The organism is Paraburkholderia diazotrophica, from assembly GCF_038900755.1.
In the GTDB taxonomy this organism is placed as follows: domain Bacteria; phylum Pseudomonadota; class Gammaproteobacteria; order Burkholderiales; family Burkholderiaceae; genus Paraburkholderia; species Paraburkholderia diazotrophica_A.
Genome location: NZ_JBBPEN010000001.1, coordinates 197,228 through 210,459, shown reverse-complemented (window position 1 = coordinate 210,459; position 13,232 = coordinate 197,228). Strand labels below are relative to the sequence as shown.

Annotated in this window: 13 protein-coding genes; 5 read left to right on the top strand and 8 right to left on the bottom strand. The window is 65.7% G+C overall.

Features of this window, described 5'->3' with window-relative positions; genetic code table 11:
* Nucleotides 1-59: 59 nt before the first annotated feature.
* Nucleotides 60-311 (bottom strand): hypothetical protein, encoded by a 252-nt coding sequence (locus AABE10_RS00965; protein ID WP_087735112.1) that lies wholly within the window; start codon nt 309-311, stop codon nt 60-62.
* A gap of 283 nt (nt 312-594) precedes the next feature.
* On the opposite strand from AABE10_RS00965, the gene AABE10_RS00960 reads away from it, so the two are divergent.
* Nucleotides 595-1,176: a DUF6496 domain-containing protein gene (locus AABE10_RS00960; protein WP_342931435.1), complete on the top strand. Its 582-nt coding sequence runs from the start codon at nt 595-597 to the stop codon at nt 1,174-1,176.
* 57 nt (nt 1,177-1,233) lie between these two features.
* Here the strand turns inward: AABE10_RS00960 and AABE10_RS00955 are convergent, their stop codons facing one another.
* Nucleotides 1,234-2,562: an aspartate aminotransferase family protein gene (locus AABE10_RS00955; protein WP_342931434.1), complete on the bottom strand. Its 1,329-nt coding sequence runs from the start codon at nt 2,560-2,562 to the stop codon at nt 1,234-1,236.
* Nucleotides 2,563-2,737: 175 nt separating this feature from the next.
* Between AABE10_RS00955 and AABE10_RS00950 the strand changes: the two genes are divergently transcribed.
* Nucleotides 2,738-4,156 carry a PLP-dependent aminotransferase family protein gene (locus tag AABE10_RS00950; protein WP_342932221.1) on the top strand — a complete coding sequence of 473 codons (1,419 nt, stop codon included), beginning with the start codon at nt 2,738-2,740 and terminating at the stop codon, nt 4,154-4,156.
* Between the two features lie 51 nt (nt 4,157-4,207).
* Here AABE10_RS00950 and AABE10_RS00945 read toward each other — a convergent pair whose 3' ends face one another.
* The 4 genes from AABE10_RS00945 to AABE10_RS00930 form a co-directional block, all read right to left on the bottom strand.
* On the bottom strand, nt 4,208-4,630 hold the full coding sequence (locus tag AABE10_RS00945; RefSeq protein ID WP_342931433.1) for a hypothetical protein: 423 nt from the start codon (nt 4,628-4,630) through the stop codon (nt 4,208-4,210).
* Nucleotides 4,631-4,673: 43 nt separating this feature from the next.
* A complete protein-coding gene (locus AABE10_RS00940; RefSeq protein ID WP_342931432.1) occupies nt 4,674-5,780 on the bottom strand; it encodes a GGDEF domain-containing protein in 1,107 nt (368 codons plus the stop codon).
* Between the two features lie 9 nt (nt 5,781-5,789).
* Nucleotides 5,790-6,497 (bottom strand): hypothetical protein, encoded by a 708-nt coding sequence (locus AABE10_RS00935; RefSeq protein WP_342931431.1) that lies wholly within the window; start codon nt 6,495-6,497, stop codon nt 5,790-5,792.
* Between the two features lie 363 nt (nt 6,498-6,860).
* Nucleotides 6,861-7,475 carry a LysE family translocator gene (locus tag AABE10_RS00930; protein ID WP_342931430.1) on the bottom strand — a complete coding sequence of 205 codons (615 nt, stop codon included), beginning with the start codon at nt 7,473-7,475 and terminating at the stop codon, nt 6,861-6,863.
* Between the two features lie 249 nt (nt 7,476-7,724).
* On the opposite strand from AABE10_RS00930, the gene AABE10_RS00925 reads away from it, so the two are divergent.
* Nucleotides 7,725-8,972: a GNAT family N-acetyltransferase gene (locus AABE10_RS00925; RefSeq protein ID WP_342931429.1), complete on the top strand. Its 1,248-nt coding sequence runs from the start codon at nt 7,725-7,727 to the stop codon at nt 8,970-8,972.
* 50 nt (nt 8,973-9,022) lie between these two features.
* Here AABE10_RS00925 and AABE10_RS00920 read toward each other — a convergent pair whose 3' ends face one another.
* The gene (locus AABE10_RS00920; RefSeq protein WP_342931428.1) at nt 9,023-9,931 is read right to left on the bottom strand and encodes a LysR family transcriptional regulator; all 909 of its coding nucleotides are present in this window, start codon (nt 9,929-9,931) and stop codon (nt 9,023-9,025) included.
* A gap of 134 nt (nt 9,932-10,065) precedes the next feature.
* Between AABE10_RS00920 and AABE10_RS00915 the strand changes: the two genes are divergently transcribed.
* Nucleotides 10,066-10,707, top strand: coding sequence for a glutathione S-transferase (locus AABE10_RS00915; RefSeq protein ID WP_342931427.1), 642 nt, complete (start codon nt 10,066-10,068; stop codon nt 10,705-10,707).
* Nucleotides 10,708-10,767: 60 nt separating this feature from the next.
* Nucleotides 10,768-12,837, top strand: coding sequence for a pyridoxamine 5'-phosphate oxidase family protein (locus tag AABE10_RS00910; protein ID WP_342931426.1), 2,070 nt, complete (start codon nt 10,768-10,770; stop codon nt 12,835-12,837).
* Nucleotides 12,838-12,861: 24 nt separating this feature from the next.
* Here the strand turns inward: AABE10_RS00910 and AABE10_RS00905 are convergent, their stop codons facing one another.
* Nucleotides 12,862-13,218, bottom strand: a complete 357-nt coding sequence (locus AABE10_RS00905; RefSeq protein ID WP_342931425.1) for a hypothetical protein — start codon at nt 13,216-13,218, stop codon at nt 12,862-12,864.
* Between the last annotated feature and the right edge of the window lie 14 nt (nt 13,219-13,232).

The following is a 13,232-nucleotide window of genomic DNA, read 5'->3' as shown; positions in this document are numbered from 1 at the left end:
CGCACACTGCGCGGCTGGCCTTTTTCTTTACGCGCGGCGCAGGACGTCACTGCCTGGCGTCACTCCTCCGCGTCGTGCTCGGCCACGAAATGCCGCAGATACGCGAGCACGGCCGCTTCTGCCGCGCGATGGTCCGCGCAGCTCTTCGAGCCAGCGTTTTCTTCGTCACCGAAGAGCGTCGACGGCGCGTCGTGCACGTCCACTTCCTGCCCCTCGCGGAAGATGCGGATCTCATGCACGTCCTCGACATACTCCGCGATCCAGTGGATGCCTTCGATGTGCGTGCCTGCCCTGACTGTCGGTGTATTCATGACGCGTCTCCCGGCGGGCCGGGTCATCGTGCCAGCCCTTCACGTGCCTCCACGTAAACCATAGACGCTCGGCGCGCATCGCGCAGCCTCTGTTGCGCATCGAATCCGCGTCCATTGCGCCGTTCCCGCTTCAACGCAGCCTGCAATTTGCGCATGCTTTCCCACGCAGATTCGCCTGCAGAGCGGAAAACGCAGCGATTCGACGGACGTTGCGCGGCATCGGATCGGCGAGGCACACACGTTGCTGGCATGCATAGGCCACCAGTCAAACGGGAGCACTGTCATGCCTGAAAAAGCAACCCTCAAGCGAGCCGCCGCCGACAAGCGCGCCGGCAAGTCGTCGAGCACCCAGGCCGGCGAGTTCGTGAAGGAAGAAATCGACCACGTGCGCGAAGGCAAACACGGCGTGAAATCGGCGAAGCAGGCGGTCGCGATCGGCCTGTCGAAGGCGCGCCGCGCGGGCGTCGCGCTGAAGCAGCCAAAGGCGGGGACGACGAGCGAATCCACCCGCAAGAAGGCCGCCGCCGATACGGCAGCGGGTCAGAAGAAGTCACCAGCCGCGAAGCGCACGGCGGCCAAAAAGGCTGTTGCAAAGACGACGGGCAAGAAGACGGCGGCACGCAAGCCGAGCAGCGAATCGACGGCGAAGCGCTCGCGCGTCTCGGAGTCCGTGCTGAAGCGCGAAAGCGGACGCGGTGCATCGAAGGAAGCGCTGTCGAAGCAGACGAAGACGGCGGCGGCGAAGCGTCCAGCGGCAAGCCGCTCGGCCGCCGCGAAGAAGGCTGCTGCGACGAAGGGCGCGGCGGGGCGTTCAGCCGCGGCGAAGAAGGCCGCGCATACGCGGGCTGCGCGCGCGCATCACTAGCGTCTGTGTTGAAGCGCCGCCGCGTTCGTCATGAAGCGGCGGCGCGGCGCAAAGGACTTATTGAATCGAAGCCAGCGCGTTGCGCACGGTCTGGAAGACCTGATCGATCTGCGCTTCGTCGATGATCAGCGGCGGCGAGAACGCCAGAATGTCGCCCGTGAAGCGAATCAGCACGCCTGCTTCGAAGCACTTGACGAACGCCTCGTATGCGCGAGCGCCCGGCGCGCCGTTGCGCGGCTCCAGTTCGATGCCCGCGACCATCCCGAGATTGCGGACGTCCTTCACATGCTTCGCGTCGCGCAGCGCGTGGGCGGCGGCTTCGAACTTCGGCGCCAGCGACGCCGCGCGCTCAAAGAGGCCTTCGCGACGATACAGGTCGAGCGTCGCGACACACGCGGCGGCGGCGAGCGGGTGCGCCGAATACGTGTAGCCGTGGAACAGCTCGATCGCGCCTTGCGCGCCGCTGTTGACGATCGTGTCGTGCACCGTGCGGCTCGCCGCGACAGCGCCCATCGGCACGGCCGCGTTGTTGATCGCCTTCGCCATCGTCAGCAGGTCGGGCTTCACGCCGAAGTATTCGCTCGCCGTCGCCGCGCCCAGACGGCCGAAGCCGGTGATCACCTCGTCGAAGATCAGCAGGATGCCGTGCTTCGTGCAGATGTCGCGCAGCTTCTGCAGGTAGCCTTGCGGCGGAATCAGCACGCCCGTCGATCCCGCGACGGGTTCGACGATCACGGCGGCGATCGTCGACGGATCGTGCAGCGTGACGATGCGCTCGAGTTCGTCGGCGAGCTGTGCGCCCCACGCGGGCTGGCCCTTCGAGAACGCGTTGCGTTCGAGGTTGTGCGTGTGCGGCAGATGATCGACGGACGGCAGCAGCGCGCCCGAGAACGTCTTTCGGTTCGGCGCGATGCCGCCGACGGAAATGCCGCCGAAGCCCACGCCGTGATAGCCGCGCTCGCGGCCGATCAGACGCGTGCGCTGCGCTTCGCCGCGCGCGCGGTGGTAGGCGAGCGCGATCTTCAGCGCGGTATCCACGGACTCGGAGCCCGAGTTCGTGAAGAAGATGCGGTCGAGCCCTTCGGGCATCAGTTCCGCGACCTTCGACGCCGCTTCGAATGCGAGCGGATGGCCCATCTGGAACGTCGGCGCGAAATCGAGCGTGGCGGCCTGCTTCTGCACGGCGGCAACGATCTCGTCGCGGCCATGGCCCGCGTTCACGCACCACAGGCCCGCGCATGCGTCGAGCACGTCGCGCCCGTCGGTCGAGCGGTAGTACATCCCTTTCGCCGATTCCAGCAGGCGCGGCGCGGCCTTGAACTGGCGGTTGGCGGTGAACGGCATCCAGAAGCTCGACAGGTCGTCGATGACGGGGCGCGAAGTCATGGGTTTCTCCTCGAATGGGTAGCGAAACTGTAGCGTCCGAGGTTAAATGACGGACATAAACAGTTGACTCACTGCGCTGCTAACTGTGCTGGCCGAATCGCATCGACTGTGCTGTTACCGGCAGCGCGTGACACGCACCTCAAGCCACGACCGCCGCCCTGTCTTGACGCTGAAGATGATCGAACTCGAACTGGACCGTGACCGCCGTTCCGCGCCGACGCTCGTCGAGCAGGTCGTGCAAGGCTTCGCGCGCGCGATCGATACGCAGGCGCTGCGCGCGGGCGCGCTGCTGCCGTCGGTGCGGCAGCTTGCGCAGTCGCACTCGCTGAGCACGTTCACGGTGACGGAGGCGTACAACCGGCTCGTGTCGATGGGGCTCGTGATTGCGCGGCGCGGCTCCGGCTATCGCGTCGCGCCGCACTCGCGGGCCACGCATTCGAGCACCGTCGACTGGCAGCCGCCGAGCCTCACCGCGACGTGGCTGCTGTCCGACGTGTTCGCCGACCATTCCGTGCCGATCAAGGCGGGCGGCGGCTGGCTGCCGAACGAATGGATCAACGAAACGGGCATGCAGCACGCGTTTCGCGCGATGAGCCGCGTGCCTGCCGCGCGTCTCGGCGACTATGGGCATCCGTATGGCTTCGCGCCGCTGCGCGCGAAGATCGCCGAGCAGATGGACCGGCGCGGCCTGCCCGTCGACGTGTCGAACGTGTTGCTCGCCCAAGGCGCGACCCAGGCGCTCGATCTGATCGTGCGCACGCTGCTGCGCGCGGGCGACGCCGTCGTGGTCGAAGATCCCGGCTACTGCAACCTGCTGCAGATCCTCAAGCTCGCGGGGCTCACCGTGATCGGCGTGCCGCGCACCCCGGCGGGCGTCGATACGGACGTGCTCGAAAAGATCGTCGACCAGCATCATCCGAAAGCGATCTTCGTCAACACGACCTTGCAGAACCCGACGGGCGCGACGTATGGGATGGCGTCCGCATTCCGGCTGCTGCAGATCGCCGAGCGCAACCGCATGTGGGTGATCGAGGACGACGTGAGCCGCGAGCTTTGCGCGCCCGGCGCGCCCGTTTTCGCGGCGATGGAAGGCTTGCGGCGCGTGCTGTACATCAGCGGCTTTTCTAAGACCGTGACGCCCGCGCTGCGCTGCGGCTATGTCGTCGCCGAGCGCGACGTGCTGCGCGAACTGGCGCGCACAAAGATGGCGGTGGGGCTGACGTCGTCGGAGGCGATCGAGCGGATCGTCGACAAGGTGCTGCACGAAGGCCGTTACGCGCGTCACGTCGAACTGGTCAACGACCGGCTGCGCGCCGCGCATGCGAGCGTCGAAGAGCGGCTCGATGCGTTGGGCCTGGAGGTGTTTCACCGGCCGCGCGCGGGGCTCTTTTTGTTCGCGCGCCTGCCGATCGAGCCCGAACGCGCGGGAGAGATCGCGACGGCGGCGCTATCGGACGGAATCTGGCTCGCGCCCGGTTCCTATTTCCGTCCCGACGACGCGCCGAGCGCGTGGTTCCGCTTCAACGTCCCGCATTCCACCGACGACGCGTTGTGGCGCTTCATCGAACGGATCGGCCGCGACGTTGTCGCGTGAGAACGCGTGGAGCTTTCGCGTCGTGATGTGACCATAGATGTGCGCGCGGCGTCAGGGCCGCGCGAGCGCGTCGATCAGCTCGACGATGTGTTCCGCACCAACGTTGTCTTCCAGCAGCCCGATAAAGACGCGGCTGTACAACTGGTCCTGCTGGACTTCGGGAAGATCCATCCGGGCGTTTGCGATCGCTTCAGCCGCGCGGTGCGCTGAGCTGACGATTCGTTGTGCGAGTTTCTTTTCCATACCCTGCGCTATCGACAGCCAACTGAAAAGCTTGAGCCGATTCGTCCAAATTGTGCGTTGGTGCTTCAGCGGAACGAACGCGTACGTGGCGCATGTAGCGTCTTGCTGCCGCCATTGCCGATGCCCGTCCGTTCGCGAAGTTGCAGCGCACCCCGTCGCCCTGCTGCTTCCATATAACGGCAGCGCCGCACGGAAGTTGATCGGGATTTGCAATTTCTGACGATCGCGCATGTGTGCGTCGCGCCGGGCGTTGCATGGCGGACTTGCGCGCGGATCACGCGCGCGGAATCGAACGGGCGGCGAATGCGTAGCCGTTCTTGCCGCTACGCTTGACTTCGTACATCGCGCCGTCGGCGGCCGCGACGAGCAGACGGTGATCGGCGACGCGATCCGGAAACGTCGCGATGCCGACGCTCGCGCGCACGAGGGCGAGGCCCATCTGCGTATCGGTTTCGCCGACGCAGTTCATCAGACGCGTGGCGATGCCCGCGAGTTCGCTATCGCTGCCGAAGCCCGACACGAGCGCCGCGAATTCGTCGCCGCCGATTCGCGCGACGAGATCGCCCGGCCGCAGCGACTGGCGAAAGCGCTGCGCGAGCGCGATCAGAAAGGCATCGCCGACGCCGTGGCCCAGCGTGTCGTTGACCTGCTTGAAGCCGTCGAGGTCGATGAAAAGCACCGCGCATTTTTCGGGCGTGCGGTCGGCCGCGAGCTGCTCGAGCCGCGCGAGGAATTGCTGACGGTTCGGCAGACCCGTCATCGCGTCGTGCTGCGCCGCATGCTGGAACCGATGCGTCAGCCCCGCGAGACGCCGATGACGCCGCGCGAACACGACGAGCGCCGCGAGCAACGCGCCCGCCACCACGACCATCAGCACGGCGAGCACGCTGGCGACGCGCAGCGTGCGTGCGCGGACGTCGGCGCCGATGCTGTCGCGGCGCGCGCGCCAATAGTCCTCGGTGGCGGCGAGCGTGCGCTTCATGTCGTCGATGCTGGTCGCCTTTTCGGGCAACTGCTGCCGCACGCTGGGCGCGGGAATCGGACTGGAGGCGATCAGCGCGTCGAGCGCGGCGATGCGCACGCGCAGTTCGTTCAACGCCTGCTGATAGTCGGGTTGACTGGCGGCGGCCATTGGCGCGTTCGCGGGCGCGAGCCGTTTCAGCAGGCTCACGGCATTGCGCGCGTTCTCCGCGCGTTCGACGGCTTCGAGCACGAGCGCGGCGTATTGCTGCTGAAAGTGATCGGCGTAGAGCGCCTTGACCTGAATCGCGATAAAGACCAGCCCGATCACGAGGCACACCAGCGCGGCCATGCCGACCGCGATGGGCTGCGGACGCCAGCGCGGGCGAGGAGGCTGATACGGCGTGATGGTCTCCTCCACGCCGCCCGGTCAGGGATGGGAATACGGATCGAGGTTGTTGTTCCGCTCGTGGCCGCGATGGTAGGCGACCTTGCGAAACATCGCCGTCAGCCGGGAGACGAACGTTTGCTTCTTCGCGCGTTGCGGCGAGTGGTGGCCCGCGACGGCCGTCTGCTTGCCACGGTCGGCGCGAGTCGCGGAACCGGCCACAGCCGCTTGCGCGCGCCGCGCGGCCGATTGCGTATCGTCGGCGGCATCGGTGGGATCAGTGGCATCGGCGGTGTCGACGGGATCGACCGCATCGTTGGACGCTTGCTTCGTAGCCAGCGCGCGATTGGGCTCATTGCTCAAGCTGGGCGGGTTGGCTTGACTGGCCTCGGCGTAGCGCGGCTGCCGTGTCGGCGTTGCGGGAATCACGCGGCCCGTCACGGAGCTGGTCGGCAGCGCGGCGCGCGCGGGGACGGCCGATTCGGCATCGGGTATGACGGCGACAGCCGTCGGCGGCGGATGTTTCGCCGCCTGCACGGCGTCGCTGTAAGTCTGCTGATCGCGGCTGAACCAGATCACATAGGCGGCCGTGCCCATTACACCGACGGCGAGGCCCATCGCCGAAATCAGGCAGATTTGCACCCAGTTATAGTGCGGAGCTTGCGGGTCTTCGCTGTCATACGGAAAAAAGCTTGTGTCGTGCGTTTGCCGAGGGCCGCTCTCGCGGTCCGGCGAATCATTTGCGTCCATGTGCAACGCCTCCGACCTGCGCGGTCTGCGTTCGTCAATGGCGAATCCGGCGCTGCGTGCCGCGCACGAGCGCCAGGAAATTTTGCCTTGCGGATAACCTGCGTCCCGGAGCAATTTGCGAGCCCGATGAACGCCGATGCTCATTGAATGGATCGGTTCGGATGGCGCGGCCCGCGCTCGTGACGTCAGGGGTTATGACCGGGCTATTCTACTGTCAAATCGCGAAGATGGCAGTCGCAAAACGGGGACGTTTGCAGCGCGCGACAGTCAGGCAAAAAACGACACCGTCTGGAAGAAATTGCACAGTGTCCGCGCGCGGCGAACATCGGCGACCCCGGCGAATGCGCGCCGGAGCGCGGCGCGTTAAGCGAAAAAGCGCAGCATGATCGGATACAGCGAGCCCACCAACAGCAGCGCCATGACGACATTGAACGCGCGCAGATAAGCGGGCTTCGACAGCGCGCGTCGCATGGCCGTGCCGAACGCGGCCCATAGGCAGATGCTCGGCAAGCCGATCACGTAGAACAGCACGGCCATCAGCAGCGCATTCGTTCCGAAGTCGGCGCTCAGGTGGATCGTGGTAGCGGCCGTCAGCACCATCATCCACGCTTTGGGATTGACCCACTGGAACGCGATGGCTTCGTGAAAGCGCATCGGCCGGCGTTCGCCTTTCTTCATCTGCATCTCGCCGGAGGTCGCGATCTTCCACGCGAGGTACAGCAGATACACGACGCTCAACGCTTCGAGCACCGTGTACAGCACCTCGAAGCGCCGGAACGCTTCGCCGAGACCGAAACCCACCGACAGCATCAGCAGCGCGACACCCGCGCTGATGCCGAGAATATGCGGCAGCGTGCGGCGGAAACCGAAGTTGACGCCCGACGCGAGAAGCATCGTGTTGTTCGGTCCGGGCGTGATGGTCGTGACGAGCGCGAACAGGATGCCGGCGGGCAGGGCGCTCAAGGTTTCGAAGGACATCGGACGGCTCCGCGAGAGTTTCGGTTTGCGACAGTGTAGCGACGGAAGCCGGTACAGTACCTGTACAGATAGATGGATGATTTCCGGTACGGAAAAGCGGCGGCTGGCTGGTTATCCAAGGCCGTCAGGCCGCGCCCCTTTTCAATCGCCTGCAACCGTGCGCCCACGCACACACCCTGTCGATGCAAACGCGCATGCTTGCCCACACCCGACGCCGCTGCGCCCGCGGCTGTTGCTCGTGAGGCATCGATGAAGTACACGGATTCGCAGTACGAGATCGTCACTGATGAAAGCGCGTTGCGCGCGCTGCAAGCCGAATGGAACGAGTTGTGGGCCCGCGCAAGAGGCGCCCACAATCAGTCGTTCGACTTTTGCTGGATCGCGTGGGAGCAGATCGCGAAGCCCAACGGCAGGTCGTTGCGCTGCATCGTTCGCCGCGACGCGGGCAGGGTCGTGATGGTGTGGCCGCTCGTTACGTATCGCCGCTTGTTCTTGTGGACCTGTCTGATTCCGCTCAGCCCAGAATCGGCGGGCTACTCGCGCGTGCTCGTCGAAGACGGCGCACAGACGGCGGCGTGGATCGAAGCCGCGTGGCGTGTCGCACGGATGCGCTGCGGCGCCGATTTCATTCACATGCCTTATGTTCCCGAAGACACAGTGCTCGGCGGGCTTGTCGCGAATGCGCATCGTCCCGTGATACGGGAGCGCGTCGACGCGTACATCGCGCGACTCAGCACGGAAAGCCGCCGACATGACTGGCAGGGCTTTTGCGATTCGCTCGGCACGCTACACAAGAAGAGGCCGGGCAAGGCTGAACAGCGCATGTCGAAGGCGGGCAAAGTCAGTGTGCGGCTCGTCGATCCGTTCGATACAGTGCGAATCGCCGAGTCCGTCGATGCGATGCTCAACTGGAAGCGTAGCTGGGGCTCGCGCGTGAACAAGCGCGGCCATTGGCTCGACTCGGCGCATTACCGCAATTTTCTGGTCGCGTGGTTGACCTCGGGCGCTGCTTCAACGGCAATGACAATCCCAGCGCCAACGACAACCCCAGCGGCAACCCCAGCGCGACTCCTCGTCGTCACGCTCGACGGCCGGCCCGTTGCCGTCAACATCTTCTGCACCGACATGCGCGGCGTGTCCGGCATCATCTCCGGCTTCGATCCCGACTGCTCGAAGTGGTCGCCAGGGCTGATCGGGGTCGAGCATGTTGCGAAGTGGGCATTCGAGCGGCAACTGGATTTCGACTTCGGCACGGGCTCCGAGCACTTCAAGTCGTTCTGGTCGCGCGGCAACCTGTCGTATTGCTGGACGGTGCAGAGCGTCAATTCGTGGTGGGGACGCGTGGCGCTCGACGTCCGCCGCTTTCCGCGCGCGTTCCTCGCGATGGTCCGCGCGCTCGCGCGCCGCGACCCCGAACAGCCACGCGTCGACGATGCCCCGACGTCCGGCCACGCGACGCTCAGCCAATGCGCGCAGACAGACAACCCGATGCGTTGACCGCACATGCGGCGGCAGTCGCCGCTCGCAGCGCCACTGACAAGCAACCGTCATCCGTTGCGCGCGAGATGCGTCCTGAACGTATCGATCAACGCGCGCACTTTCGGCGGCGTGTGCTGCGTCGGCGGAAAGACGGCCTGAATGCCGGCGGCCTCGGTCGACCACGCCGGCAATAGACGCACGAGCCGTCCTGCGGCGACATCGGCGGCAATCGAAAAATCCGTCAGCAGGCCGATGCCGCCGCCCGCGAGGGTCGCGGCGCGCGCGGCTTCGGCCGTATTGACGAGGAACGCGTTCTCACAGCGCACGCTCTGCGCGCTGCCATCCGTATGGCGCAAATCGAGCGTCTGCGGGTGCGGCAACACGGTGAGCGCGACGAACGGCAACGCGGGCAGTTCGGCGGGCGCGCGCGGCTCGCCCCACGTTTCGATGAACTGCGGACTCGCGACGACCCACTTCTCGTAGGTGCCCAGCTTCACCGCGCGATAGTTGGAGTCGGCGAGCCGTCCGAGACGAATCGCGACGTCGATGCCATCCGCGATCAGATCGACGAAGTGATCGCTGCACAGCAGTTCGATATCGAGTTGCGGATGCGCGCGGCGCAGTTCGACCAGCGCGGGCGCGACGGCGAGCGTGCCGTAGTCGATCGGCGAACTGACGCGCAGCGTGCCGCGCACGGGCGCTTCTTCGCCGCCGATTTCGGCGAGCGCTTCCTCGGCGGTGCGCAGGATCTTCACGCTCGCGTCGTAGAACGCGCGGCCCGCCTCGGTGACGCCGAGCCGCCGCGTCGTGCGCGCGAGCAGACTCGCGCCGACTTCCGCTTCGAGACGCTGCATGTGCGTGCTGACCATCGTCTTCGCGAGCCCGAGACGCGCGGCGGCCGCCGTCAGCGATCCCGCCTCGACGACGGCGACGAAGACGGCCAGCCGGTTCAGGTTGACGTCGCGCACATCGGTCATGATCGATTGTCCACTTTCGAAGGATTATGTGTTCAAGATTATCAGGCTTCTGCGCTCGGGCGGCGCACGCTAATCTGAAGCTGTCGTTTCACCGTCGATCCACTGTCCATCGCGACCGAACTCTGGAGCCTTCGATGCCCGCTGCCAAGCCCGCCCAGCCGATCCGCCTGTACACGACCCTGCTATCGGGTCACGGCCACCGCGTGAAGCTGTTCCTGACTCTGCTCGATCTGCCGTTCGAAGTGATCGAGCTCGACATGCGTGCGGGCGACAACCGCAAGCCCGAGTATCTGGCGCTCAATCCGTTCGGCCAGGTGCCGACGATTCAGGACGGCGACGTGACGCTGTTCGATTCGAACGCGATCCTCGTGTATCTGGCGAAGCGCTACGGCGACGCATCGTGGCTGCCCGACGATCCGCACGGGGCGGCTGCCGTGCAGCGCTGGCTGTCGCTGGCGGCGGGCCAGATCGCGTATGGTCCATGCGCGGCGCGGCTCGTCACCGTATTCGGCGCGCCGCTCGATCACGAAACGGCGAAGCGCATCGCGGCGAAGCTGTTCGATGTGATTGACCGCGAACTGGCGACGAAGCCGTTCGCCGCCGGCGAGCACGTGACGATCGCCGATATCGCCGCGCACACGTACATCGCGCATGCGCCGGAAGGCGGCGTGTCGCTCGATCCGTATCCGCACATCCGTGCGTGGCTGCGCCGCGTCGAGGCGCTGCCGCGCTTCGTCGCGATGCCGGTCACGAAGGCGGGATTGCTTGCCGCCTGACGTTTGCACGACGCGCCCGATTCACGCCGCCCTCATGTATTGCCTCGCGGGAGCCGCATCATGTCCGATTTCATTCCTCTGAACGGCTGGGGCAACGAAGCCTCGCCGTTTCATGCCGACGAACTGGCCGCGCAGCGGCTCGCAGGCGTGGACAGCCAGGCGGATTCCTCGGGCCGTCGCGGCATTCGCCGCTACATGCCGGATCAGCATCGCGAGTTTTACGCGCAGCAGCCGTTCATGATCTTCGGCGGCGTCGATGCAAGCGGGCAGCCGTGGGCGACCGTGCGCGTCGGCGAGCCGGGCTTCGTGTCGTCGCCGGATGCACGCACGCTGCGCATCGACGGCGGCGCATTGCCCGGCGATCCGCTCGACGGGCGCTGGCAGACGGGCGCGCTGATCGGCGGGCTCGGCATTCAGCCGCATACGCGGCGTCGCAACCGGATCAACGGCGTCGTGACGGCTGTCGATGGCGGCACTGTCACGCTCGAAGTGAGCCAGAGCTTCGGCAATTGCGCGAAGTACATCCAAGGGCGCAAGCCCACATTCATCGAACAGGCTACGCATGCGGCACACGCGCCGCAACAGATCGCGACGCAACTGAGCGACGGGGACCGCGCGCTGCTGTCGCGCGCCGACACGTTCTATATCGCGAGCGCGAACACATCCGACGATGCGGGTTTCGCGCGCGGCGTCGACGTCTCGCATCGCGGCGGCACGCCCGGCTTCGTGCGCATCGACGATGCGTCTACGCTGACCACGCCCGACTTCAGCGGCAACAAGTTCTTCAATACGATCGGCAATCTGCTGCACGATCCGCGCGCAGGGCTGCTCTTCATCAATTTCGCGACGGGCGATCTGCTGTATCTCGCCGTGCTCGCCGAAATCGTCTGGCAAGGTCCCGAGCTGACGGCGTTCGAAGGCGCCGAGCGGCTCGTGCGATTTCATGTGCAAGAAGTGCGGCGCAGCAAGGGCGTATTGCCGTTTCGCTGGTCCGATGTCGAATACGCGCCGCAATTCGCGGCGGCCTTCAATACCCTCGGCAAGCAGCGCAAGCAGTTGGCGGCATCGCCGTGGCACAAGCTGAAGGTTGCGGCCGTCGTCGAAGAAACGCCGTCCATTCGCTCGTTCTATTTCGAACCGACGGACGGCGCGCCGTTGGCTGCGTATCAGCCTGGACAGTATCTGCCGATCCGCATCCCCGCCGATGCTCACGACGCGCCGTTGATGCGCACCTACACGCTCTCCGACGCACACGATCCGCGTCGTTGCCGTATCAGCGTGAAGCGCGAGGGCGTGGCGTCGAACTGGTTGCACGACCATCTCGCGGCGGGCATGGAGATCGAAGCGATGGCGCCGCGCGGCGCCTTCGTCTACGACGCGGCCAGCCCGCGCCCGGCCGTGTTGATTTCCGCCGGCATCGGCATCACGCCGATGATCGCGATGCTGCATCACGATCTGCGAGCGCGCGACGGCGACGCAGCGCACGCGAAGCCCGTGTTCTTCTTTCATGGCGCCCGCAGCGATCGCGAGCGTCCGTTCAGCGCGCATCTGAAAGAGGTCGCGGCGCGCAATCCGTCATTGTCGCTACATCTGTTCGACAGCGCGGCGAACGCGCCTGCCGATGGCGTCGCGCGAGGCCGCGTGAGCGTTGCCGAACTAAAACGCGCGCTGCCTTTCGACGACTACGACTTCTATCTTTGCGGCCCCGAGCGATTCATGCGCGACTTGTACGAAGGACTGCGCGCATTGAATGTCGCCGATGAACGCATTCGCTTCGAAGCGTTCGGACCCGCGAGCGTGAAGCGCGCGCCTGCTGCCGCTCAGACGGCGGAGCAAGCGGCGACGGAAGATGAAAAGGCCGGCGCGCAGGTGACGTTCGCGCGCTCGCAACGCACGATCCGATGGCTGCCGAAGCACGGCAGCCTGCTCGAATTCGCGGAAAAGAACGGCATCGAAGCGCAGTCGAGTTGCCGCTCGGGCCTGTGCGGCACGTGCTCGACGAGAGTGTTGTCGGGCGCGTTCGCGTATAACGGCGCCGTTGAGGCCGAAGTCGAGAACGGCTGCGCGTTGATCTGCATGGCGCGTCCCGTCGTCGAAGGGGAAGGCGCCAGCCTGACGCTCGATCTCTGAAGCGTTCGTGGGTCTGATTGCGGGTTATTTGCCCGCGCCCGTCGAAGGCACGCACGTGATCATCAACGAGCTGCCGGTGTTTGCTCCGGCGCTCAGCATCGCGCGATGAAACTCGTGATGGTCGCACGACCATTCGGCGATGAAGTCAGCGGCGCATGACGGATGCGGCTTGAGGTCGAGCTTCGCGTTCACGATGTAGCGGCATGTCGCGTGTGAATTGCAATGGCTCGCGAGGTCACGCGTGACATTGCCAGGCGCCGCGCCGCAATTCGCGCCATAGGTGCCCGATGCGATGCGTATCTGTTGCTGCGCGTGCACGCTCACGCTGGCGAGCGCACTGGCGATGACGACGCACACGAACAAGCCGTTTCTTCGCGCCATGATCTTTCTCCCGT